Origin of the sequence: Trichormus variabilis 0441 (genome assembly GCF_009856605.1) — a bacterium.
GTDB lineage: Bacteria > Cyanobacteriota > Cyanobacteriia > Cyanobacteriales > Nostocaceae > Trichormus > Trichormus variabilis.
This window is the reverse complement of sequence record NZ_CP047242.1, coordinates 1,270,753-1,294,678: the sequence shown is the minus strand read 5'-3', so window position 1 is coordinate 1,294,678 and position 23,926 is coordinate 1,270,753. Positions and strand designations below refer to the sequence as shown.

The 23,926-nt window shown below is 42.2% G+C and carries 19 protein-coding genes; 13 read left to right on the top strand and 6 right to left on the bottom strand.

The features are described 5' to 3' along the window. Positions 1 to 370: 370 nt before the first annotated feature. Positions 371 to 1,753 carry a chromosomal replication initiator protein DnaA gene (dnaA, locus tag GSQ19_RS05130; RefSeq protein ID WP_011316900.1) on the bottom strand — a complete coding sequence of 461 codons (1,383 nt, stop codon included), beginning with the start codon at positions 1,751 to 1,753 and terminating at the stop codon, positions 371 to 373. A gap of 169 nt (positions 1,754 to 1,922) precedes the next feature. On the opposite strand from dnaA, the gene GSQ19_RS05125 reads away from it, so the two are divergent. The 7 genes from GSQ19_RS05125 to GSQ19_RS05095 all read left to right on the top strand — a co-directional run bounded on the left by GSQ19_RS05125 (position 1,923) and on the right by GSQ19_RS05095 (position 10,221). Next, complete coding sequence (locus GSQ19_RS05125) at positions 1,923 to 3,173, top strand: HhoA/HhoB/HtrA family serine endopeptidase (protein WP_011321718.1); 1,251 nt, start codon at positions 1,923 to 1,925, stop codon at positions 3,171 to 3,173. 313 nt (positions 3,174 to 3,486) lie between these two features. Beyond that, positions 3,487 to 4,026: a peptide deformylase gene (def, locus tag GSQ19_RS05120; RefSeq protein WP_011321717.1), complete on the top strand. Its 540-nt coding sequence runs from the start codon at positions 3,487 to 3,489 to the stop codon at positions 4,024 to 4,026. Between the two features lie 91 nt (positions 4,027 to 4,117). After that, a complete protein-coding gene (locus GSQ19_RS05115) occupies positions 4,118 to 5,275 on the top strand; it encodes an HMA2 domain-containing protein (RefSeq protein ID WP_011321716.1) in 1,158 nt (385 codons plus the stop codon). 35 nt (positions 5,276 to 5,310) lie between these two features. Then, positions 5,311 to 6,018 carry a hypothetical protein gene (locus tag GSQ19_RS05110; RefSeq protein ID WP_011321715.1) on the top strand — a complete coding sequence of 236 codons (708 nt, stop codon included), beginning with the start codon at positions 5,311 to 5,313 and terminating at the stop codon, positions 6,016 to 6,018. Positions 6,019 to 6,121: 103 nt separating this feature from the next. Continuing rightward, positions 6,122 to 8,434, top strand: a complete 2,313-nt coding sequence (locus tag GSQ19_RS05105) for a heavy metal translocating P-type ATPase (RefSeq protein ID WP_011321714.1) — start codon at positions 6,122 to 6,124, stop codon at positions 8,432 to 8,434. Positions 8,435 to 8,508: 74 nt separating this feature from the next. Further along, positions 8,509 to 8,811: a DUF5132 domain-containing protein gene (locus GSQ19_RS05100; RefSeq protein WP_011321713.1), complete on the top strand. Its 303-nt coding sequence runs from the start codon at positions 8,509 to 8,511 to the stop codon at positions 8,809 to 8,811. Positions 8,812 to 9,633: 822 nt separating this feature from the next. After that, complete coding sequence (locus GSQ19_RS05095) at positions 9,634 to 10,221, top strand: HMA2 domain-containing protein (protein ID WP_011321712.1); 588 nt, start codon at positions 9,634 to 9,636, stop codon at positions 10,219 to 10,221. A 97-nt stretch (positions 10,222 to 10,318) separates the two neighbouring features. Here GSQ19_RS05095 and GSQ19_RS05090 read toward each other — a convergent pair whose 3' ends face one another. After that, positions 10,319 to 11,134 (bottom strand): carbon-nitrogen hydrolase family protein, encoded by an 816-nt coding sequence (locus tag GSQ19_RS05090; RefSeq protein WP_011321711.1) that lies wholly within the window; start codon positions 11,132 to 11,134, stop codon positions 10,319 to 10,321. Between the two features lie 247 nt (positions 11,135 to 11,381). On the opposite strand from GSQ19_RS05090, the gene GSQ19_RS05085 reads away from it, so the two are divergent. Then, entirely contained in the window at positions 11,382 to 11,975 is a 594-nt protein-coding gene (locus GSQ19_RS05085; RefSeq protein ID WP_011321710.1) for a MarC family protein, read from the top strand. A gap of 240 nt (positions 11,976 to 12,215) precedes the next feature. Here GSQ19_RS05085 and GSQ19_RS05080 read toward each other — a convergent pair whose 3' ends face one another. From GSQ19_RS05080 to GSQ19_RS05070, 3 genes are all read right to left on the bottom strand, one after another. Beyond that, a complete protein-coding gene (locus tag GSQ19_RS05080) occupies positions 12,216 to 12,866 on the bottom strand; it encodes a hypothetical protein (RefSeq protein WP_011321709.1) in 651 nt (216 codons plus the stop codon). A 298-nt stretch (positions 12,867 to 13,164) separates the two neighbouring features. Then, positions 13,165 to 14,310: an alanine--glyoxylate aminotransferase family protein gene (locus GSQ19_RS05075; protein ID WP_011321708.1), complete on the bottom strand. Its 1,146-nt coding sequence runs from the start codon at positions 14,308 to 14,310 to the stop codon at positions 13,165 to 13,167. Positions 14,311 to 14,521: 211 nt separating this feature from the next. Then, on the bottom strand, positions 14,522 to 15,601 hold the full coding sequence (locus GSQ19_RS05070; RefSeq protein ID WP_011321707.1) for a glycosyltransferase family 4 protein: 1,080 nt from the start codon (positions 15,599 to 15,601) through the stop codon (positions 14,522 to 14,524). A gap of 795 nt (positions 15,602 to 16,396) precedes the next feature. Here GSQ19_RS05070 and GSQ19_RS05065 point away from each other — a divergent pair. From GSQ19_RS05065 to GSQ19_RS05045, 5 genes are all read left to right on the top strand, one after another. Continuing rightward, a complete protein-coding gene (locus GSQ19_RS05065) occupies positions 16,397 to 17,818 on the top strand; it encodes a site-specific integrase (protein ID WP_011321706.1) in 1,422 nt (473 codons plus the stop codon). Between the two features lie 63 nt (positions 17,819 to 17,881). Further along, on the top strand, positions 17,882 to 18,052 hold the full coding sequence (locus GSQ19_RS05060) for a hypothetical protein (protein ID WP_153228335.1): 171 nt from the start codon (positions 17,882 to 17,884) through the stop codon (positions 18,050 to 18,052). Positions 18,053 to 18,467: 415 nt separating this feature from the next. Then, positions 18,468 to 19,193, top strand: coding sequence for an ABC transporter permease (locus tag GSQ19_RS05055; RefSeq protein ID WP_041456536.1), 726 nt, complete (start codon positions 18,468 to 18,470; stop codon positions 19,191 to 19,193). Positions 19,194 to 19,580: 387 nt separating this feature from the next. Next, complete coding sequence (locus tag GSQ19_RS05050; protein ID WP_011321704.1) at positions 19,581 to 21,431, top strand: bifunctional serine/threonine-protein kinase/formylglycine-generating enzyme family protein; 1,851 nt, start codon at positions 19,581 to 19,583, stop codon at positions 21,429 to 21,431. A gap of 152 nt (positions 21,432 to 21,583) precedes the next feature. After that, positions 21,584 to 22,525, top strand: coding sequence for an ADP-ribosylglycohydrolase family protein (locus GSQ19_RS05045; RefSeq protein WP_011321703.1), 942 nt, complete (start codon positions 21,584 to 21,586; stop codon positions 22,523 to 22,525). A 120-nt stretch (positions 22,526 to 22,645) separates the two neighbouring features. Here the strand turns inward: GSQ19_RS05045 and GSQ19_RS05040 are convergent, their stop codons facing one another. Further along, positions 22,646 to 23,917 carry a hypothetical protein gene (locus GSQ19_RS05040; protein WP_011321702.1) on the bottom strand — a complete coding sequence of 424 codons (1,272 nt, stop codon included), beginning with the start codon at positions 23,915 to 23,917 and terminating at the stop codon, positions 22,646 to 22,648. Between the last annotated feature and the right edge of the window lie 9 nt (positions 23,918 to 23,926).

The window sequence follows — 23,926 nt, the reverse complement described above, 5'->3', positions numbered from 1 at the left end:
CCTAAAGGCGTGTTCGCGTTAGCGTCCCGAAGGTCAACGAGATAAAATCTTATCTGAATTTGTACCTTTTGAACTGTTTTTCTAGTCGGTTTCATTTTAATACAACCATCACGGGACAATCCTGCAATCAAATATAAAAGAGTTTTCTTTGTCTACCGTGCATTTAAATCTGTGGAAAACTTGTGGAAAAACCCTCTATCTTTTCCACAGGGTAATTATACTTAAGCTAATCTTTGCTCAAAAAGTGTCAAGTTTTCCACAAAAAACAGCTATTTTTCCACAGGCAAGATTTAAATTTAATCTATCTTTATACAATTTTTAATATTTTCAAATCATTAATTGCAGTGAGGCTGTGGAAAACGTCGAACTTTTATAATGATGGTTTTCGAGAACGGCTATTCATCTTGATGCGATCGCTCAATTGACGTAAAGTTTGAGATAAACCGCGATCGCTTTCTACTAATTGAGCAATCTTGTCACAACTATACAACACCGTTGTGTGATCTTTCCCACCAAACTCCTCACCGATTCTAGGGAAACTTAAATCCGTATGTTGGCGCATGAGATACATCCCGATTTGGCGCGCCCAGCTAATTTCCCGCCGTCTGGAGTTACTTTTCAGGTCTTCAACTGAGATATCAAAATTGTCAGCAATCACCGTGAGAATTGCCTCAGGAGTAGCTGCTATTTTCTCTGTTGGTGTCACTAACACTGGTGCAAGATTGGCAACAGTCATGGGTAAACCCCAAATGGAAATATAAGCCAGCGCTCTAGTTAACGCCCCTTCCAATTCCCGAATATTAGAAGTAAAGTTAGTAGCAATATACTCAATGACATCGCGGGGTAGACGGATTTTTTCGTACTCTGATTTTTTCTGCAAAATTGCCATTCTCGTTTCTAAATCCGGTGCTTGAATATCTGCAATCAAACCCATCGAAAACCGCGAACACAGGCGCTCTTGCAGGCTAGGAATCTGATTTGGTGGACGGTCAGAGGCAATCACTACTTGCTTACCAGCCTCATGTAATGTATTAAAAGTATGAAAAAACTCTTCTTGGGTGTATTCCTTACCCTCAATAAATTGAATATCATCTACTAACAACACATCAGCAGCTCGATAATGTTCTCGGAAACTCTGCATACTATCGTTACGAATAGCTGTAATCAGATCATTGGTAAACTGCTCTGTGGAAACGTAAAATATCTTAGAATCTGGGCAAATTTCCCAACGGTAATGCCCTATTGCCTGCATGAGATGAGTTTTTCCCAGTCCTACACCACCACATAAAAATAAAGGGTTAAACTCTCTCCCTGGAGATTCAGCCACAGCTAAAGAGGCTGCATGAGCCATCCGATTATTAGCTCCAACGACAAACCGCGAAAATACATACTTGGCATTTAATTCTGTATTCGGTTGCCTGTTTTGATTCGGAGTTTCGTAGATACTATTTGTAGTTGGTAGTTCCCACGCTCCACCTCCACCAATCTCTTCAAATTCCTCACCTTTAGCCACTGTAATGTAAATTTCTACAGGATGTCCCAAAATACTTTGTACAACGTTAGCAATAGTAGTGATGTAATACTTTTGTAACCAATTGCGTGCAAAAGGGTTAGGTGTAATTATTACTAGACAATTATTTTCTAAGCGTTCTGCATTAGCAGTTTTAATCCAAGTTTCAAAGGTGGGGCGAGATAGTTCTATCTGTAGGCGCTCTAGTACCTGACTCCATAAACTGTCAATGGAAATTTCCATCCTTTACCACCTTTGCTGCTAATCGTCACAATAGAAGATATAAGCAAGCACCAACTTAGCATTCAGACGCTCTAGACCTGGAACTAGCTTTTGAGTTGTAATCATGTTGGGACAAACCCAGTAGGCAACATCCTAGCACTCACTGACCAACACGGAGAAACAAAGACACATGAAGACATATAATGGCGCACATAACAAGATTTATACTTGGAGTCTGCCCCACAAGGGTGGCAGTAGTGCGGTTTTGATGCTGCTGGGTGGGGTAACAGCTATGTTTTTAGGAAGCTGCTCCCTTCTACCCACAAGGACAATACAATCCCAAGCTAATCAATCTCAGCCCCAGTCGAATGATAATAGTCCAGCAATTGTCCCCCCAGCTATTTTTTCATCCACTGGCGACCCTAATTTTGTCGTCGGAGTAGTACAAAAAGTGGGAGGGGCTGTAGTGCGGATTGATTCTGCCAGAACAGTAACTTCCAGAGTTCCAGATGGATTTAATGATCCTTTTTTCCGCCGTTTTTTCGGAGATGGAGTGCAAGCACAACCAAGACAGCGCGTAGAAAGGGGTAGCGGTTCAGGTTTTATTATTAGTTCCTCTGGTCAAATTTTAACTAATGCTCATGTTGTCGATGGTGCTGATGAGGTAACAGTTACCCTCAAAGATGGTAGGACTTTTGATGGTAAGGTACTTGGTGAAGACCCAGTAACGGATGTAGCTGTTATTAAAATAAACGCTAATAACTTGCCAACTGTTGCTGTCGGTAATTCTGAAGTTTTACAACCAGGTGAAGCGGTTATTGCGATCGGTAATCCTCTAGGCTTGAATAATAGTGTTACGTCAGGAATTATCAGCGCCACAGGTCGTTCTAGTACTGATATTGGCGCAAGTGATAAGCGCGTTGACTATCTGCAAACAGATGCGGCGATTAATCCTGGTAACTCTGGCGGCCCCCTGCTCAATGCTCGCGGTCAGGTAATTGGGATGAACACAGCTATTATCCAAGGCGCTCAAGGTTTGGGATTTGCTATTCCTATTAATACTGTGCAGAAAGTTGCTCAGGAATTAATCACTCAAGGTAAGGTAGATCATCCCTATTTGGGTGTACAGATGGCAACCCTCACGCCACAAGTTAAGGAAAGAATTAACGAAAGATTGGGCGATCGCATCAATATTACAGCAGATAGAGGCGTTTTATTAGTTCGTATCGTCCCTGGTTCTCCCGCCGCCAATGCCGGACTCAGACCAGGAGATATTATTCAAAGTATTAATAACCAATCTGTCACAACCGTTGAAGAAGTCCAAAGAATTGTGGAAAATAGCCAAATAGGTAACCCTTTACAAGTCCAAATAGAACGCAATGGTCGAACAACACAGGTAGCCGTCAGTCCAGCACCTTTACCTGTGCAACGAGAAGGGTAGGGATTGGGTATTGGGGACTGGGGATTGGGTATTGGGTTGACACTCCTCCAGCTGAAGGTACGAGGATTCTTGGTTCATCGACACACCTTAAAACTAGAAGGACTTGGCTTGTAACCATTATTTTCGGTCAAAAATCCATAGCTAAATATAGTTCACGATTAATCAAAATTACCCAAAAAATCCAAAGTTGTTACCATGTACTTAGTATCAGGGCGTAGAGTATTACAATTCCCCATTCCCCAGTCCCCAGTCCCCAATCCCCAGTCCCCAATCCCCAATCCCCAGTCCCCAGTCCCCAATCCCCAACCCCCACATGAATCCCGAATTGCTCCCCATCATTCAATTAGGCAATCCCACATTACGCCAAAAAGCTGCTTGGGTGGAAAATATTCATGATGCAGCTATACAGCAATTAATTGATGACTTAATTGCCACGGTTGCCAAGGCTAATGGCGTGGGAATCGCATCCCCTCAAGTAGCACAGTCTTATCGTTTATTTATTGTCGCTTCCCGTCCTAACCCCAGGTATCCTCATGCTCCCGTAATGGAACCCACTGCCATGATCAACCCTAAGATAGTGGGAAGTTCAACCGAAATAGTCAAAGGTTGGGAAGGTTGTCTTAGTGTTCCGGGAATTAGAGGATTAGTTCCTCGGCATCAAGCAATTGAGGTTGAATACAAGGATCGTTACGGAAATTTACAAAAACAAACCTTAACTGATTTTGTTGCTCGTATATTTCAACACGAATTTGATCATCTGGATGGTGTACTGTTTATAGACCGCGTGGAAAGTAATTTAAATATAATTACGGAGGAAGAATACCAAAAAATAGTAGCCAAAGATACAAAATAAAAATTCTTCTTAAGAATGAGAACCAACAAGTTTTTTTAATGTATACTTAACCTATTGTTAACCTAGAAAGCCGGGTGTAGCTATCGAATAAATGGCAAAAACTATTAGTAGTCGTGTAGAGTTAAGTCCGCATCTAACCATATCTTCTGACTTAACCTCTAATCAGCGTCAAACCGATGAAGTAAAAGTGAATACGAATAGCAGTAGATTGGGAGAATATCCCCAGTTGCAACTTTCTGCTACTGGTATGCAGGTTGTACACGCAACGAATGGACGCATACGAATCAAGGCGACTGATGGTAGTTTTAGCGCCAACATCAAGACAATAACCCAACACTTAAAACAGTATAAAAGTGTCAGAGAAGTTGCTAGTAATGAGCAAACTCTCAGTATGGTAATCATCTTTGATGAAAATCAATTGTCACTACCGCAGATGTTGGGTATTTTGCAACAACTTAATATTCAAACTTCACAAAATTCACCTTTATCAGACCCCTTTGCTCCTTGGAAATCTGTAGATTTTTGGAAAGAGCAGACTGTCTCGTTTATTCCCTTAATGACAGGTTTGGCGGTGACAGGAGGGTTAGGAGTTAGTGGTTTAGCGGCGATTCCCCTCTATATGATTACGGCAGATGCAACTCGGCTAGTAATTGACTATCTAGAACCGCAAATTACGGGTTCAGATGCAGTCAAAGAGTCGGCAAAAGCTGTGATAGTAACTGAAGAAAGTAAGCCAGAGAGCGCAGGAAATAGAATTACTAAGACAACAATTAAGTCTGCGAAAGTAACTTATAGTATTGTCCATGAAATTCCTGGTAGGATTAGGTTTCATATACCTCAAATAGCTAGCGATCGCGCCTATGCAAAGCGCCTGGAAAGGCTATTAAAAGCTGATCCTTTGGTTAACAATGTGCGGATAAATCGTGATGCAGCATCTTTGGCGATCGCTTATCAAAGTGGTAAGGTAGCTACATCTCATTGGGTGAGTCTGATGGAATTAGCCATGCAGACAACCCCCCCTACACAACCCATAACAAAAATCAATCAGTCAGCAGATATAGCCGTAGAAAAATTGAGTACAACTTCACCAACGTTGGTAGCAGAAGCCGTTAGTCAGCCAACTCAGCCAACAGAAACAGAATTTTCCCCCAGCGCCAACCAAACCCTAAATATTTCTGATTTCTGGGTTGATATGAAGCCTGCCGCATTATCCTATTCTTTAAACTTTATAGCTAACTTGCCGTTGTAGAACGTTCCCAAGTCAGGAACAATGGAGGAATCAAAATGGATGATTCTGCATCCTCATCATCAGATGCTGTCCCGCGACCGCCGCGCCACAATTGCACACATCCCATAAAAGTATTTTATAGTGTTACCTACGCCCTACCCGGACAAGTAGCATTTTGTATTCCGCGAATTAGTGAAGATCCAAACTACTTGCAACATCTACAAAGGTTGCTAGCAAAGGAAACAGGGATTACCACGGAGGAAGTTAATCTCGCTACAGGGTCTTTAGTAATTGCTTACCAGTCTGGACTAATGTCTGATGTGGAAATGCGTGAGCATCTAGCTAATATACTCCAGTCTGCTGATATGACGGATGATACAGAATTAACCCCTGGATCACCAACGGCAGAACCAGTAACTTCATCCTCTCCCCCTCAGTCTGTCACTCATTCACAACCAACTGAGCAACAGATAAAAGTAGCTCATAGCGTCGTTCATGCGATCCCTGGACGAGTGCGGTTTCATGTCCCGCAAGTCGCTACAGATCCAGCCTACGTCCAACGTTTAGAAGCTTTACTCCAATCAGACCCAGTAGTGATCAGTGAGCGAATTAATCGGGAGGCTGCTTCTGTGGTGATTATTTACAAACCAGGAAAAGTACAAAGGCCAAAACAGCAATTGCAAAGTATTTTCGCAGTCGCAATTGCACACTTTTCCAGTCTGATTCAATCTGCGGCAACTGCCAAGATATCCAGTCGTGTATAAAAGCAAATCTGCATTCTCTCAGAGTCAGAGGCTAGACGTGCATTTGTCCTCCTCAGCAGTGTCCAAAAAACAAGCTTATCCAACATATTTTGAGATTTAAGAAATGGCAAAAATGACAGTTCAACTAGCGTCGCTTCCTGTGAAAGAGTCTTATGTGACATTGGAGGAAAAGAGTGGGGAAGTATCTATAACTTCCCTACCTTACAAGATAGTAGGGGAACAAAACAGCAGAGTAGCGCTAACTTCTGCTCAAGTACAATCCTCTAAGAAAACTCCCCATGTCACTTATAGTGTTGTCCATGCAATTCAGGGTAGGTTGCGGTTGCGTGTACCTCGCTTACGCAACGATAAAGACTATGGACAAAGGTTACAAACTTTGCTGGAAGCTGATCCCCTGGTGACAACTGTTAAAATTAAGCCAGCAGCCGCATCCTTAGTTGTTAACTATAAAGCCAGTGCTGTAACTGATGCTAAGATGCGATCGCGTCTTGGCTGTCTGATGATAGCTGCAAGTGATCCTGGGATCGTCTTGTTGAATCCGAAAAAGGTATCTCCACAAGAAGAGGAAAAGCCTTGGCCGGGAATGCAGCTTTCGGTTTTAGCCACTGGCTTGGCGGTGCTGGGGGGGCCTTTAGGAGTAGCGGTTCCACCAATTGTCACGGCGGGAACCATTGCTCTAGCAACCTTACCCGTATTTAAAAGAGCAGTAGATGGAATTGTTAAGGAACGCAAGTTAAGTATAGACTTCTTAGACTTTATTGCGATCGCCATTACTACAGTCCAAGGTCAGTTTCTCACCCCATCCCTGATGCTGAGTTTAATTGAGATTGGGGAAAATATCCGCGATCGCACTGCTCGTTCTTCCAAAATGCAAACATTGGATCTGCTGGGTTCCTTGGGTCAATTTGCTTGGGTAGAACGTGATGGTGAGAAGACCCAAATCCCCATCCAACAAGTGTTACCAGGAGACACTGTGATTGTCTATCCAGGGGAACAAATACCCATAGATGGCACAATCCTCAGAGGTAAGGCTTTACTCGATGAACAGAAGCTAACAGGGGAATCTGTACCCATTTTGAAAAAGCAGGGACAGTCTGTATTTGCTTCAACCTTAGTACGGGAAGGACAAGTATATATACTTGCCGAGCGCATCGGTAATGATACGCGAGCAGGGCAGAGCATCAAACTGATGGAAGAAGCCCCCGTTCATGATACTCGGATGGAAAATCATGCCACCAGAATTGCTGAAATTGCGGTAGTGCCAACTTTGCTACTAGGGGCAGCCGTATTTGCCGTTACCCGTAACCCAGTCAGGGTTGCCAGCATTCTTACCCTTGACTTATGTACAGGGATTCGTGTATCCATTCCCACAACGGTTTTAGCAGCTCTCTCCTATGCAGCACGACAAGGAATTCTCATTCGGAGTGGTCGCGCCTTAGAGCAGTTAGCAGAAATTGATACCATTGTTTTTGATAAAACAGGCACACTCACCCAAGGGGAAGTAGCTGTAATTGGCGTTGATAGTTACAATCCTGAAGTTACCCATGATCGCATATTAGCGATCGCCGCCGCCGCCGAACAGCGTTTAACCCACCCAGTAGCCGAAGCCATAGTCCGCTATGCAGAAGCCCAACAAGTAGCGATCCCCAGCCGCAGCAAATGGGACTATAAACTTGGTTTGGGTGTGAAGGCAGAAATTGACGGTGAGACTGTTTACGTCGGTAGTGAGCGCTTTTTACGTCAGGAAGGCGTTGATATGGCAGCCCTCAACGGCAATGGACACAAAGCCACATCAGTGATTTATGTCGCCAGTAACGGGCAACTTCAAGGTAAAATAAGATATAGTGATATTCTCCGCCCTGAGAGTCGAGAAGTAATTTCCCAACTCATGACGGTAGAAGGTGTGGAAGTCCATATGCTCACCGGCGATAACAAGCGTACAGCTACGACTGTGGCAGCAGAATTGGGAATTGCCCCAGCGCATACCCATGCAGAAGCTTTTCCCGAACAAAAAGCAACGGTAGTCCGTGGACTGCACGAACAAGGTAAGACAGTTGCATTTGTTGGGGATGGGATCAACGATTCGCCAGCTTTAGCCTACGCTGATGTTTCTGTGTCCTTTGCCCACGGTTCGGAAATCGCCCGTGAAACCGCCGATGTGGTGTTAATGCAGAATGACCTACATGGATTATTAGAAGCAATTGCGATCGCTCGTCAAGCCAAGAGTTTGATTCGACAAAACACCGGCATCGTCGCTATCCCCAACTTGGGAGCCTTATTGGTAGCGGTGTTGTTTGGTCTAAACCCATTAGCAGCCACAGTAGTCAACAATGGCTCAACAATAGTTGCTGGAGTGAACGGTTTACGCCCCATCCTCAAGCAATCCCCAAAAAAAGCTCTCCCAGCAGAGAGATGAAATGACTAATCTAGATAGGTTAGCCTAGATAGCTTTCATACAAATTTTCAAACAAATTACAGGAGGAATTAATCATGCCTAAAATCACTGATTTCATTGAAGAAGCCGGCGCACCTGGACTCATTGCAGGTATTGGCGCAGTTTTGTTAGCACCTGTTCTCATCCCAGTTGTTGCAGGTATTGGTAAACCCATCGCCAAGTCAATCATCAAAGGTAGTCTTGTTGCTTACGAAAAGAGCAAGGGAGCTTTTGCAGAACTGGGTGAAACCTGGGAAGATATCGTAGCTGAAGCTAAAGCTGAATTAGCAGAAGATAAGGAAACACCAGCATTTGAGGCTGCTAGCACTATAGATAGTTCCTCTGATAATGGTGTATAGGTTGGTCGATTTCGTTTCCATAGAAGCGACCTGATTTATCTAGATATTAATGAGATGGGTAATTTTCCCATCTCTAAAATTTCCTCGCTAATTAACCGCCGATGAAATTCTTTAATATCTAATTATTATTGGCGGAACCTGATTAGTAGGGTGGGCAATGCCAGCCCTTTCAACGCGAACAAATGAACTACTAAACCAAAGGCTGAAACCTGCTCCCAGACTAGAGCCAAAAATTATGCTTCTAGGCTATCGATGCTAGTTTATGCGATCGCCAAGCAAAAGCGGTCAATTTATTGCCTCTAGAATTGAGCATTTTTTTGGATAATCTCGCCTAAGCCTGATTATGTAAGGATTAATTGAGCGTGTATTTTTGGAGGAAAATTTAGTACAAATGATCGCGTTGAAAGGGCTGGGTGGGCAATGCCCACCACAAAACGGATATGGTAAGCAATACCTATCTACGTTGATATTTGATTATTGCTGAAGCAACACTACTAAGGTGATACGCACCTAAATCAAATATTCATGCGTGAGGGCTGTCCATAGTCAAGAGTCCAGAGTCAAAGGCTAGCTTGGACTGTGGACTGTGGACTTTTGACAACCTGAGTGCGAAATATACAATTTAAATGCGTAACAGCTTAATAATTACTTTCATCAATATATTTCTATTTGAGAAATTTGCTATTCAAGCACTAGTTTTATAGGTTAGTAGGGTGCGTCAGTATGAATATTTTTCGATGCAGCTAAGTTTTCTTGCACTGACGCACCCTACATTTTGGATAACTAATTAATAAACCAAAGTATCAGTTTGGAGGGTGGCTCATGTTGACCAATAGTCATGGTAATCTCACGAAAATGCCAAAAGTTAAACAGAAAATTAACTTCAATACGCCATCCTTACCTATATCTACAAAAATTATTAGTGATACCCCAGGAAGATTAAGGTTGAGAGTTGCTCACTGTCACCGTCAACCAGAAACAATGGAACATATTGCTAATGCACTAGATGCACAAGCTCATATTGACGAGGTGCGTACCAATGTTGATCATGGCAGTATTGTCATTAAATATAGTGAGAAAAATGGCAATTTGGATAACGTTTTCACAACATTGAAAGATTTAGGAATTATTTTTGGCGAGATTACCCAAGGTAGCACCGAAGCAGCTACTACTGTATCAACTGCCGTTGTAGATTTGAATAAACGAGTCAGACAAGCAACCGATGGCGTTGTCGATATTCGTTTTCTTTTCCCATTAGGACTTAGCATTCTCGCAGTGAGACAGCTAATTATTAAAGGTTTGCAATTTGAAATTATTCCCTGGTACGTTTTAGCTTGGTATTCCTTTGACAGTTTTATAAAACTGCATGGCATTACACCACAAAAACCCAGTACTGAAACTGGGGAATAGGTATTGGCGACTGGGGACTGGGATAAATTAATAACTTCTCCTAATTTTTCTAGCCCCTAACCTCTAGCCTCTAAACCCTAACCCCTAACTTCTAAAATCAACTAAATACACGGTGTTGCAAGGAAGGCATTTGGCGGCGGACTTGCTCTAGGCGTGAAGGATTGATTTCTGCGATCGCAATTCCTGGTTTGTCCCCGGCATCAGCTAAAATTGTTCCCCAGGGATCGATAACCACAGCGTGTCCGTGGGTGAGGCGGCGACCGTAGTTATTACCTGTTTGAGCAGGTGCAATTACATAGGCTGTATTTTCAATAGCCCTGGCTTGTAGCAAGACTTGCCAGTGGTCTTTGCCTGTAAAAGCAGTGAAAGCAGCAGGTATAAAAATGATATCTGTTCCCTTGTCTGAGAGATGGCGGTAGAGTTCTGGGAAGCGGACATCGTAACAAATAGAAACGCCGATATTGCCTAAATTTTCTGAGAAATGGACAGGGGGTAATTGCTGACCGGCGACAACAGTGCTAGATTCGCGGTATGTGTTACCATCAGGAACATTGACATCAAAAAGGTGTACTTTATTGTAGCGAGCAAGTTCTTCACCACTGGGACTGACGAGAATAGTGGTGTTATAGACTCTACCTGTATCACTCACCGGTACGGGGAAACTACCACCTAACAGAGTAACTTGGTAGCGCTGCGCCATCGTTTTAATAAAAATCTCACTTTCACGAGCGATCGCTTCTGCTTGAGCCAGTTTATCCTGTTCTTCACCCATAAAAGAAAAATTTTCTGGCAAACCCACTAACTCAGCACCCCGACGCACCGCCAGATCAATTAATTCTTCCGCTTGTGCCAAATTCTTGTGTAAATCAGGCACACTGGTCATTTGAATAGCAGCAGCTAAATAAGACTTCATAGACTTAAAAAAACAGTAGAGTTGTGTGAGATAGATACTTAAATATACCGTTAGTTGGGGGTATTGGGGACTGGGGATTGGGTACTGGGGATTGGGGATTGGGGATTGGGGATTGGGTACTGACCACTGACAACCGACAACTGACCACTGACCACTGACAACTAACTATTCAATCATCCTACGGGCTATAGCCAACTGAACCCACTCAAGGTAAGTTGTTATCAAACTTTGATAAAAGCGCATTGCTGTGGATACGTCTATTTTGATTCAAACTTTTATTGCTGTGTTCGTCTTAGCAGATGCGATAGGTAATATACCCATAGTTTTAGCTTTGACCAAGGGTATGGAACCGGAGGATAGGAATAGAGTAATTGATAAAGCGAGTATTGTGGCGATCGCAGTTCTATTACTATTTGCCTTTGGTGGTCAATATATTTTGACTTATTTAGAAATCAGCATGGCATCTTTACGGGTAGCTGGGGGGCTGTTGTTGCTGTTAATTGCTTTGCAAATGCTGCGGGGAGAATTGGAGACACCAACCATCGAAGAAGGAAGGGATGTGGCGATTACACCCTTGGCTTTACCATTGTTAGCCGGGCCGGGTACGCTAACAACAGTGATGTTATTTATGTCTAAATCCCAAAGTCCACATTTGGCTGTAGTGTTAGGGATTTTAGCGGCGATGTTTGTCACTTGGTTGATTTTGCGCTTGGCAAATCCCATAGAAAAACGGATTGGTTTAGAAGGTGGGGTAATTGTCACCCAGCTTTTAGGTTTCCTCTTGGCGGCGTTGGCTGTGGAGATTGGTAGTACAGGAATTCGAGAGTTATTTTTGCAGTGAGATGATTCTTTACTTATGGGTAATTAAGAATACATTCTTAGGACTTACGCACACGGTTTGTCTGTTGAGAACGGTGTAAGGGTGTAAGGGTTTCAAACATTTATACACGCCAGTTTGCTCAAGTCGGGAAACCCTCCCACGCAAATGGCTACCCTATACCCCTATACCCTTCTCCAAACCCTCGATCTTTCGTTTTCATGCGTAAGTCCTAGTTCTTATCAATCACCCATTATTATTATTTCAAATTAAACCTTCTGACTCAGCGAATTTACGTAACCGTGGCAGACACTGACGCTGATAAAAACTACTCAATGTAGGAATTGCCAGCCCAAATTGCTCAGACAATTCTTTCCAACTTACTTCCGGAGGTAAGCGCTTGAGAATTAACACCTGACAGTTTACATCAGGACGGCCTTTCACATGAGTACCGCGCAGTTCTCCGCTCAAATCCCTCTTTACCCAAGTTTCCAACTCTTCCAAAATTGGTGGTGTTTCAGGAGTAGCAGCCAAATTTTCTACAGGGTCAATAACATCACTGCTTTCACCTGATTTAGATTGGCGAATTCTTAAAGGAACTGTTGTTGCTTGTTCTTTATTTTGGTTGATATAAAAGTCTTGTAATCTACGTCTAAGATAGGCATTCAGCCAGGTAATCACAGTACCATAAGTAGGGTCATATTTTTGTCCTGTCAACCCTTCACAAACGTTGCGACAAAAGTACAGCCAAGTTTGTTGCAGTGCATCTTGATAGTAGGGAGTGTATTCCTTCCAAAGTTTACGGGAAGTCATGCGAATAATTTGCGTGAGCAGCTTTTGACGCTGAGGGCTTCCGGGTGGATGTCCACAGGCTTGAGCAACTAAGGAGCGTAGCTGTTCATCAAATTCAACCATAATTGTCTTGGAGAAGAAAGCAAGAAAGCGTTACAACCAGCAAGAATATATTATTATTAAGCGTCACAATCCTCCAGAGGATAGCTCTGTATCGTAATGTTATCTCTGAAATAAGAAGAGTAAGCATAAATAAGTAATAAGTACTGAGTGAATTAGGAAACTCGCCCAGTACTTATGTCGCAGTTATCAGAATTTAGGGGTGTAAACAAAATATTTCCCCCTAAAACATTTAGTAAAATCCTTTGTAGCTAAACTCAGACTTTTAGCCCAAGTTGAGGACTTACAAAGAATTTTGACCCTAACGTAAAACTTGCTCTAAAGCTGGAATCAGTTGGTCAACACTTTCTTTGCGGCTATTGAAACCCATTAGCCCCACACGCCAGACTTTACCTGCTAATTCGCCTAAACCACCGCCAACTTCAATGTTATGTTCATTGAGTAACTGACGGGCGACTGCTTTACCATCCACTCCGTCGGGAATACGGACTGTTGTGAGGGTTGGTAGTCTGTATTCTTTCTCAACGTGCAGACTTAAGCCTATATCTTCTAATCTTTCCCACAAATATTCTACGTTCTTTTGATGACGTTGCCAGCAGTTTGCTAATCCTTCCTGGGCAATTAAACGCAACGCTTCCCGCAAAGCATAATACAAATTAATCGGGGCTGTATGGTGATAAACTCGCTCACTACCCCAATACTTACCCAGCAAATTCATGTCTAAATACCAATTTGCAACTTTGGTGCGTCGCCGTTGCAACTTCTCAATAGCACGGGAACTCATGGTAAAAGGCGAAGCGCCAGGAGAACAACCTAGACCTTTCTGACTGCAACTGTAGGCTAAATCTACTCCCCACCCATCCAAAAAGATAGGGACACCACCCAAGCTAGTAACTGTATCTACTAATAACAGAGTGCCAAATTCTCGACACAACTCACCCACCCCTTCCAAGGGTTGACGTGCGCCTGTGGAAGTTTCTGCATGAACTAAAGCCAAAATTGCCGGACGATTGTTTTCTAAAGCTGTGCGGAGTTCTTCCAGTGAGAAAACTTGTCCCCAAGGTTTGGAAATTGTGCGGACATCTGCGCCATAGCGTCCAGCCATATCCACAAGACGATTACCAAAATAACCAGCTACACCAATTAATACTACGTCACCGGGTTCTACAGCATTGGCGATGGTTGCTTCCATTGCAGCTGTCCCCGTACCACTCACAGCAATGGTGAGGGGGTTTTCTGTTTGCCATACATAGCGCAGCAAGGATTGAATTTCATCCATCAGTGCGAGGAAAGCCGGGTCAAGATGTCCCACTGGTGAAACATTCATCGCTTGCAAGACTGCGGGATGGGCGTTTGATGGCCCAGGCCCCAACAGCAAACGGGAGGGAACTTCTAAAGGTTCCAGTTGTAAACGTTGATTGTCATTGATTGAGATTATCTGCGTCATAACGATCGCCTATATACCACTTACCGCATCATAAAGCGATCGCATCACCCATGTTTTATAAGTCTAGAGAATTATTTTCCTCTGTGGAGTTGGTAATTGGTAATGGGTAATCATCAAAAATCATTAGCATTACCAACCAAACCAACTCAAGAAGCTTTTGGTGTTACATTATCACCCTTCACATGAGCAGGTATAAAGATTCAGCCATGTTCTATACTTTACTCAAAGCAACTGTACTCCGGTGATGCCCATTATTAGCAAAGCGCTGTTGCAAAATTTGTCGATAAACTTCTTCATAGCCTTCGGTCATGGCTTGCAGGCTAAAACGGTTCTGCACATACTCCCGACAAGTATAACGGTCTAAATCTGCAACTTTGGCGATCGCACTAACGCATTCTTCTACATTACTGCATAGGAAGCCTGTTTTACCGTGGGCAATTACCTCTGTTGTAGAGCCAAGATTCATCGCAATCACAGGCGTACCTGATGCCATTGACTCAACCATTACTAATCCGAATGGTTCTCTCCACGTAATAGGGAATAGGGTGGCGACTGCACCTCCCATCAATACATTTTTTTGTGTGTGGTCTGCTTCACCTAAATATTCAATTTGCTTACCATCAATTAATGGTTTAATTTCCTTTTCAAAATATTCCACATCAACGACATCTACTTTACCTGCAATTTTTAAATGCCAGCCAGATTTTTTGGCAATTTCTATTGCTAGATGTGTACCTTTTTCTGGAGATATTCGACCTAAAAACGCTAAATATGGTGGTTCATCCGGTTGGGGATAAAATTTATAACTATTAACATCAATGCCGTTGTAGACTGTTCCCACATAATTAAGTCCTAATCTCAGATCCCGTTGTGCATCCGAAATACTCACAAAAGGCTCTGTTTTGGCATACCTAAACATTTTTTCGTTGTCAGGGGTAAAAATGCCGTGTAGAGTGTGAACAGTGGGTGTTTTGACTAACTTTGTGTAAGGTAATGATGCACAACCCATGTGTGAATGAATGATATCAAACTCATCTGCACGCTCATAGACTGTGCTTAGTTGGAGCATTTCATAAATGCCGTATTCCTTAACACTGGAATCAAGCCTTAGCGCACGGGGATGAACTGATACTAGGTTTGCTAAACTGATAGAATCTCCCGATGCAAACAGAGTAACTTCGTGTCCACGTCGGACTAACTCATCTGTTAATAACCCCACTACTAACTCTATACCGCCGTAAGCAGGCGGGGGTACTCTCTCCCATAATGGGGCTACCTGAGCAATTCGCATCACAAACCTCCTACAAACTAAGATTTGAATTAGGTGTGTTGATCTTTTGTTTCAAGAGTGCCTGATAGACAATTAAATTTGCACTAGAAACTACTTCTTAACACCAATTTTTAAATTAACTGCCTCATCATCTTATGCTTTATATTCTTAATTCCTTGTCTATCTTAGTAGGGAAATCTTCCCATTCCCAAGAGATGATTTTTGTTCTATGATTAATTAGTTTGTTGCATTTAATAAATTATCAAATATAATTTATTGGACTAATTAAACTCAATAACTCGAAAGTATTCAAGTAATTTCCCCCCTTTATCTGAGTAAAAACCCAGGAAATTAGTAATTTTATAGTTTCTCCTGTTTCCTGCACCAATATTTAAAGTATTTGCTACTATTTACTTGTTTATCCTCTTATTTACTAAACTAAGCTATAGGAATCTAATTTGATTATTGAAAATATCTAAGTATCTGTAGGGTGGGCAATGCCCACCGTATCATGGTTGTGGTGGGCATTGCCCTAAGTCTATTTCAGAAATCAAATACTAGCCCTATAGCAGTTATATATTTTGGTACTAGATAATTCTTGAAACCCATGAATGAAATTTCGGCTACGATATTGACGTTTCATATCGAGTCGAACACATTTCAGGATTGGTAATCCTAAATAGATCACAAAAAGGTGAATATTTCTCCATTTCACAATAAACCGCCTGCGTATACGCAGGCGGTTTATTATGTACAATGCTTATAAATCAATAAATATAATATTAAGTATCCACATTTGAGCATTAATTGAGCATTATGGTGAACGGTGCAAAAACACCCACAGGTAAGGCTAAGAAGGGTCAAGTAGTTGTCAGGATAGACTCTAGTAGCGTTAAGGCTTGCTTCCCTCGGAGTTACTTTGCAGATGGTAAGCAAATAAAGCTAGGGACAGGCATTAACCCAGATGACTGGGAAGCTACAGCCGCAAAATTACAGCGTCGGTTACAACTTGAGTTAGAAGATGGGAAGTTATCTACCAATGAGGGCATATTCAATTTAGGTAGATACCAGGAAATACTTGAAGAATATGGTTTAAGAGCAAAACTCAGATTAGTTAGAGATGTTTCCGCGACAAGTAGCAGTGACGAGATACCACCTAAACCCCAGTTATCGCTACTAGAAGTCTGGGATATGTATTGTGAGTACAGAAAACCAGGATTGAGGGAGAGTACGTATAAAAATTTATATCAAACGCTTTATCGTAATTTTATTAAATTAGCAATAGAAGCTACAAAGAGTGAAGATGCTTTAAAAATCAGGAATTGGTTGATAGAAAATAGGAACACTAAATCAACTAAGCAGATTTTAATTAATCTCTCAAAAGCCTATCAATTAGGCATAAAAAACAAGCTATTGACCCATAATCCCTATGACGGTCTAGCCGACGAGATAACCACTAAAGGCGCTAAAGGGAAAAAACAAAATGAAGTAAGCAGCGATAATGATGTGCTTGACCAATCAAAAGCCTACACCTGGGATGAAGTACAAGCAATACTTGATTTAGTGAAGTACGAATACACCCATTATTATAATTTCATTAAATTCAAATTCCTTACAGGATGTAGAACTGGTGAAGCTGTAGCGTTTATGTGGTGCGATATTGAGTGGGACAAAGAGAGGATTTTAATTCGTAGAACTTATGAACCTAGAACACGTAAGTTTTATCCATTGAAAAATGATAGTAGTTACAAGGGTGAATTAATTCGCAGGTTTCCGATCATTAGAGACGGTGAGCTATGGAAGCTATTACAATCAATTCCTGAAGGTCAAGATAATGATGTGGTGTTCACAACCAAAAACGGAAAAATTATTAATGATGCTAATTTTGGGCATATTTGGCGAGGAACACACAATCAACAAGGAATAATCCCTCAGTTAATAGAACAAGGCAAACTCTCAAAGTATCTTTCACCTTACAACACACGCCATACATTCATTACACATCAAGTATTTGATTTAGGACAAGATGAAAAAATAGTTGCTAAATGGTGTGGACACAACATCGACGTCAGCAATAAGCATTACCAAGACGTGGCTATCTTCGCAGAGAAAACTAATCCCGATTTGCCAGCTAACCAACAATCAATACAACAAACAGAGTTAGATATCCTGAAAGAACAGTTAAGGCAACAACAGGAGTTAATCAATAAATTACTAGCTGAGAAAGAGACTAAATAGTCTACACTATACCCTTCTAGCGAAATGACATAGTCCAATGCACAATGGCAGCAGCTTGAAGGAATGGAAATTCAATGCGACAAGGTAGAAGTTTACGAAATCACTGACCAAGGTAAATATGTTGCGGTAATACGTGAAGGTAGCGAGTATTGCTTTTATGTGCATGACAACTCAGAGCAATTAAAGTTTTATGTAAAGAATCTACACGGCTCTCATGTCTATAGAGCTGATTGATTACTCTATTAGATATGTCACAACAATACCATTTGAATGTTTTGATATGTCTCCCTCTGATGAATCTCAACAAGACAGATTATTTAACCAATGCAATATCAAGAATAATATAGCAAGGTTATAGAGTTGTCAGTGATGATGTAACTGAGGTTTTAAAGCGGGTGAAGCGTTAGGGAGTTGTTACACTCCCTTTCTTTTTTGCGTATGCAGGGTAACAGATAATAAAATTGAGCATTAAACTAGCATTAAAAACGCATATAAAATAATACTCAAAATAGGATAACAAACATTGAAATTAGTGATTTTGAGAATTATTTGAGCATTAAAGTGATATTAGGAGCTAAAAATGTTGTCAAAAAAGAGTTTCAAGTTTTCCTCATGGCAGGCGGTTTTCTCCGTACTCCTATTTATATTCATGTACCTACCTATCCTGGTACTGGGATTTTATAGCTTCAATAAATCACCTTACAGTGCAACTTGGCAAGGCTTCACCCTTGATTGGTATTACCAGCTATTAGGTGACGATCGCATCTTATCAGCTTTGAAAAATAGTTTGCTGGTTGCCTGTAGTGCCGTCGGTATTTCTGCCGTATTAGGAACTTTAATGGCTGTGGGTTTGGCGCGTTATCAGTTTCCTGGAAAGAATTTGTATCGTGGCATTGCTTATCTACCATTAATTATTCCCGATATTGCGATCGCTGTTGCCACTCTCGTCTTTCTCGCTACCTTCGCCATCCCCCTCAGCTTATGGACGATTGTGGCTGCCCATGTGGTATTTTGTATAGCTTATATCGCTTTAGTGGTTTCATCACGACTGACAAATTTAGACCCCCATTTAGAAGAAGCTGCACTTGATTTAGGCGCTACACCAATACAAGCATTTCTGCAAGTATTACTACCACAATTAATGCCAGGAATTGTTGCTGGCTGTTTACTAGCATTTGTTCTTAGTCTAGATGACTTTCTCATTGCTAGTTTTACCTCAGGTAGCGGTTACAACACCTTACCAATGGAAATTTTTAGTCGGATTAGAAGTGGTGTTAAACCTGATATTAATGCTCTCAGTGTTTTGCTGATTTTTCTATCTGCAATTGTTGCCTTTATAGCAGAATCAATTCGCTCCTTAGGAGAACGAAAATAAACAAAATATAAACACACTTGACAAACTTAATTATTTAATTCTAATATTATTTTAGAAATAAATATCTGTTAACTCGTGCATTGTCCGCAGGTGAATAAAAATAAATATAAGTTTGTAGTCATGGCTTTATTCCTAGTTACTATTACTTTGGGTAATTAATTGCTATCTACGAACTATAATTTTATTCGCACTAGCTTGCTCACCTTACAAATGTATCTTCACAAACTACCCAGTAACGAGTAACAGATTAACTCAATAAATTCATCTGTATTTGCCGTTTAAGTATTTATACAGATGGAAATTATTAATATTTATTTGTCTAGATATCCCTTTTCAATTCGATAATATTGGGGCTAAGTTTGGACAAGATGCTACTATCCCTTCGTTATGCAAATCTGCCAAAATCCCAATTGTTCAAACCCATTCAATCCTGATGGCAATAGATTTTGCATGAGTTGCGGACAAAGCAACTTTGGCAAACTACTAAGAAATCGCTACCGCGTACTAGGACTATTAGGTGAAGGTGGATTCAGCAAAACCTACGCAGCTGAAGACGCAGATAGACTAGATGCGCCTTGTGTCATCAAACAATTCTTTCCACAAATTCAAGGAACTGGACAGCGCAGCAAAGCGGCAGAATTCTTTAAAGAAGAAGCCTTCCGTCTGTATGAACTGGGAGAAAATCACACTCAAATTCCGAGATTATTAGCTTACTTTGAACAAGGTTCTAGCTTATATCTTGTTCAAGAGTTTATTAAAGGACTAACACTTTTACAAGAAGTTCAGCAAGAACCCTTTAATGAAGAAAAAATTCGGCAACTGTTAATTGATTTATTACCAGTTCTCGATTTTATTCATTTTCATCAAGTTATCCACCGAGATATTAAACCAGAAAATATTATTCGCCGTGATGGTGATGGCAAATTAGTATTAATTGATTTTGGTGGTGCTAAACAAGTTACCCAAACTAGTATAGCTAGACAAGCAACAGCTATTTATACCATTGGTTATGCACCAACGGAACAAATGGCAGGGTTTGCTTGTCATGCTAGTGATTTATATGCTTTGGGTGTTACTTGTGTTAGATTATTAACCCAATGCCTACCGCAACAAAATCCTTACGGACATATCGATGATGGTCTTTATGACCCCATGAATGGTAAATGGTTATGGCAAGAATATCTACAGGACAGAGGTATCAAGATTAGTGAGAATTTAAGTCAAATTTTAGATAAATTACTCAAGCATTTACCTAGCGAAAGATATCAATCAGCTGCCGAAGTCCTCCATGATTTACAAGTATCCACAGCCATAGTTGAAGAAACTCAAATTCTGCCAAATACTCAAACAACATTAGTCCCATTAGCACCAGCAACACAAAGAACAAAACGGCCATTACCTCCCCTACAAACCTTTGAGTATGAGGTAGTTACAGTAGATACAGCTGGCCGCATCGTCAACCGCGATCGCACCAATACCCAAATTTTGGTAGAACAATTAAACAAAGACATTACCCTAGAAATGGTGTCAATTCCTGGCGGTGCATACCTGATGGGTTCGCCCAACTTTGAAGGCGATGCCGACGAACGCCCCCAACACCAAGTAGCGATCGCCCCCTTTTTCATGGGAAAATATCCCGTAACTCAAGCACAGTGGCGAGCTGTGGCTGGCTTACCCAAAATTAAACAAGCCTTAAATCCCTACCCCTCAAAATACAAAGGTCAAAATCGACCAGTAGAAAACGTCTCTTGGCACGAAGTTTTAGAATTTTGTGCTAGACTCTCCGAAAAAACCGGACGGGAATATCGCCTACCCAGCGAAGCCGAATGGGAATATGCTTGTCGTGCTGGAACAACTACATCTTTTCACTTTGGCGAAACCATCACCCCCGATTTAGCCAACTTTAGCGACGGCGATATTCACAATCTTGAAGCCAAAACCAGATACCGCAAAGAAACTACAGATGTCGGCAACTTTCGCGTAGCCAATGCCTTTGGATTGTACGATATGCACGGACTAGTCTGGGAATGGTGTGCCGACCCTTGGCACAATAACTACAACGGCGCACCAACTGACGGTAGTGTGTGGGAAGCAGGTGGTGATATATATCGCCGAGTGTTGCGTGGCGGTTCTTGGAACTTTGCCGCAGAACTGTGTCGCAGCGCCAGCCGCAGTTGGAATGAGTCAGACGGTGGCTTAAGGATATGCGGTTTTCGAGTTGTATTTTCCCCAGGTTAGATTGGGTAATTGGTAATTGGTAATGGAAGAAAATTTAATTCTTCCCAATCCCCAGTCCCCAATCCCCATTCCCACCTTGTAACAACTATGGCAACAAGCTTTCTAGGAAATCTATAAAGTAGATTTTTGATCATCTACATGGAGATTAGATAATGCTAACCGCTCCAAAAACTTTATCTGGTTTGATGGGTTTATGTGTCGGTGATGCGTTGGGTGTGCCGGTGGAGTTTACTAGCCGCACCGAACTAGCTAAATCTCCGGTGACAAAGATGCAAGGCTACGGCACATGGAACCAACCCCCAGGAACTTGGTCTGATGACAGTTCGCTGACGTTTTGCCTGGCAGAAAGTCTATGTAGAGGCTATTCATTAGATGCGATCGCTCATTCTTTCTGGCGTTGGTACAAACAAGCTTACTGGACACCCCGTGGGGAAATCTTCGGTATTGGTGAAAGTACTCATGCCGTAATTATGCGTCTCAAGCAGGGAATTTCCCCGTTACACGCAGGGGGAATTAGTGAAATGAGCAATGGTAACGGTTCTTTGATGAGAATTTTACCGATGGCCTATTGCCATAAAAATTTACCTTTTGGGGAGTTGATTCAGCGTGTGCATGAAGTTTCTGGTATTACCCACGCTCATCGTCGTTCCCAAATGGCCTGCGGTATTTACATTAGTATTGCCGTGGAGATTCTCAAAGGGGCTGATCTGCCCACAGCTTATTTACAAGGGCTGGAAAATATCCACAAAATCTATTCGGCTGAAGAATATATTCGAGAACACCCGCATTTTCAGCGCATCCTCAGCAGAGAAATTGCCCAGTTATCGGCAGCAGAGATTAATTCTGGTGGTTATGTAATTGACACCTTAGAAGCGTCTCTGTGGTGTTTGTTAAATACTTCTTCTTACTCCGAGGCTGTGCTGAAAGCTGTGAATTTGGGAGGGCATACAGACACAACGGCGGCGGTAACAGGGGGGTTAGCGGGGATTTACTACGGAATCGAATGTATTCCCCAACAATGGGTAAATCAAATTGCTCGGAAACAAGACATCATTAACTTGGCGAATCGTTTTGCGGCGGCTGTTTATTTATAGTTAGGGGTATGGGGGTGTAAGGGTGTAGGGGTATATGTAAAACCCCAAACAGCGTCGAATCACTTGGATTTAGATTTTATCCGTTAATTCTTTCCCTTACACCCCTACACCCTTACACCCCTAAACCAGAGACAAAGAATAGACCTGACCATCAATTAACAGCCTGGTGATACCCTTAGCTTGCAGATGGGTGCGGGCTTTGTGCAGCATTCTGCTATCGGGGACTTTAATCACGCGATCGCGCTTGGTAGAAAAGCGTTTGGCAACGCGGTGATTATCAAATATCGGTAGTGTTCTTTGCTGGGTTTCTAGGCTAGGAATTTGCCCCAAATCACCAAAGTCTTTGAGTGGTCTGGTAATTAACTCGGAGGAGCGATCAATAACCAAATAGCAGGTCTTGGGCAAAGATGCCACAGATAGGGGTAGAACTTGCACTGCGGCATCCCCAAACCTTCTTCTAGTAACTAGAGGTCTTGCTTCCTCTAAGTCGTCTTCCTCGTCCTCGTAGTCTTCCTCATCTAAATCTTCGTCTAAGTCCTCCTCTAAATCATCTAAATCCTCGGATTCGTCTAGTAAGTCTTCACCAAGCATTTCGGCGATTACCTGCGGTGGAGCATAACCCATCGGTGTGACTTCCGCCGTTTCATCTTCTAGCAACGGACTGGAAATACTGATAATTTCCTGGGGTTTCCCTACCGGAATTTCCAATTGCCGTGCTATGGGTTCCCCGTCTTCTCCCTCTGAGGCAGAACGCCGCCGCACCCTTCTAATAACTGGGGTTGGTTTTTCTTCTTCCTCAGGAAAGAACTCTGGTTTGGCTTGCCGTACCTTTCTAATAACTGGGGTTGGTTTTTCTTCTTCCTCAGGAAAGAACTCTGGTTTGGCTTGCCGCGCCTTTCTAATGACTGGGGTTGGTTTCTCTTCTTCAGGTAAAGGTGCTGGCTTGGCTTGCCGTCCCCTCCTAATTACAGGGGTTGGTTTTTCCTCCTCTGCCAACAAAGGTTGGAGGTTCTCTTCCGGCAGAGGTGCCGGTTTAGCTTGCCGTCCCTTTTTAATGACTGGGGTTGGCTTGTCTTCTACCCGTGAAGGTTCCGGTTTTGTGATTGGCTCTGGTAACTCAACCTTCTGAGTGCTGATGACCGGGGCTTCCTCTGGTTGACCGACAAAAGGAATTTGGTCGTAACTGACTTGCGCTCTGCCTTCAGGAGTCCTAGCGGCACGTTTCAAAGAAACGAGAAATTCGTACTCATCTTCAGGCAAGGTACTTTTGAGCAGACGGCTAATTGTGGAATTACTCACGTCATAGCGTTCTGCTAAGGTTGAGGTCGTTTCAGCAGTTTCTCGATATAGCTTGAGAATTTCTTGTTTGTCAGAATTTGTTAGTTTTCTCACGGTAGATAC

Coding starts and splice junctions, on each gene's coding strand:
- GSQ19_RS05045 (WP_011321703.1), top strand. CDS start 21,584: ATGCTAACCGCTCCAAAAACTTTATCTGGTTTGATGGGTTTATGTGTC.
- GSQ19_RS05050 (WP_011321704.1), top strand. CDS start 19,581: ATGCAAATCTGCCAAAATCCCAATTGTTCAAACCCATTCAATCCTGAT.
- GSQ19_RS05060 (WP_153228335.1), top strand. CDS start 17,882: ATGGAAATTCAATGCGACAAGGTAGAAGTTTACGAAATCACTGACCAA.
- GSQ19_RS05105 (WP_011321714.1), top strand. CDS start 6,122: ATGGCAAAAATGACAGTTCAACTAGCGTCGCTTCCTGTGAAAGAGTCT.
- dnaA (WP_011316900.1), bottom strand. CDS start 1,753: ATGGAAATTTCCATTGACAGTTTATGGAGTCAGGTACTAGAGCGCCTA.
- GSQ19_RS05100 (WP_011321713.1), top strand. CDS start 8,509: ATGCCTAAAATCACTGATTTCATTGAAGAAGCCGGCGCACCTGGACTC.
- GSQ19_RS05055 (WP_041456536.1), top strand. CDS start 18,468: ATGTACCTACCTATCCTGGTACTGGGATTTTATAGCTTCAATAAATCA.
- GSQ19_RS05065 (WP_011321706.1), top strand. CDS start 16,397: ATGGTGAACGGTGCAAAAACACCCACAGGTAAGGCTAAGAAGGGTCAA.
- GSQ19_RS05115 (WP_011321716.1), top strand. CDS start 4,118: ATGGCAAAAACTATTAGTAGTCGTGTAGAGTTAAGTCCGCATCTAACC.
- GSQ19_RS05125 (WP_011321718.1), top strand. CDS start 1,923: ATGAAGACATATAATGGCGCACATAACAAGATTTATACTTGGAGTCTG.
- GSQ19_RS05075 (WP_011321708.1), bottom strand. CDS start 14,310: ATGACGCAGATAATCTCAATCAATGACAATCAACGTTTACAACTGGAA.
- GSQ19_RS05095 (WP_011321712.1), top strand. CDS start 9,634: ATGTTGACCAATAGTCATGGTAATCTCACGAAAATGCCAAAAGTTAAA.
- GSQ19_RS05070 (WP_011321707.1), bottom strand. CDS start 15,601: ATGCGAATTGCTCAGGTAGCCCCATTATGGGAGAGAGTACCCCCGCCT.
- GSQ19_RS05090 (WP_011321711.1), bottom strand. CDS start 11,134: ATGAAGTCTTATTTAGCTGCTGCTATTCAAATGACCAGTGTGCCTGAT.
- def (WP_011321717.1), top strand. CDS start 3,487: ATGAATCCCGAATTGCTCCCCATCATTCAATTAGGCAATCCCACATTA.
- GSQ19_RS05080 (WP_011321709.1), bottom strand. CDS start 12,866: ATGGTTGAATTTGATGAACAGCTACGCTCCTTAGTTGCTCAAGCCTGT.
- GSQ19_RS05110 (WP_011321715.1), top strand. CDS start 5,311: ATGGATGATTCTGCATCCTCATCATCAGATGCTGTCCCGCGACCGCCG.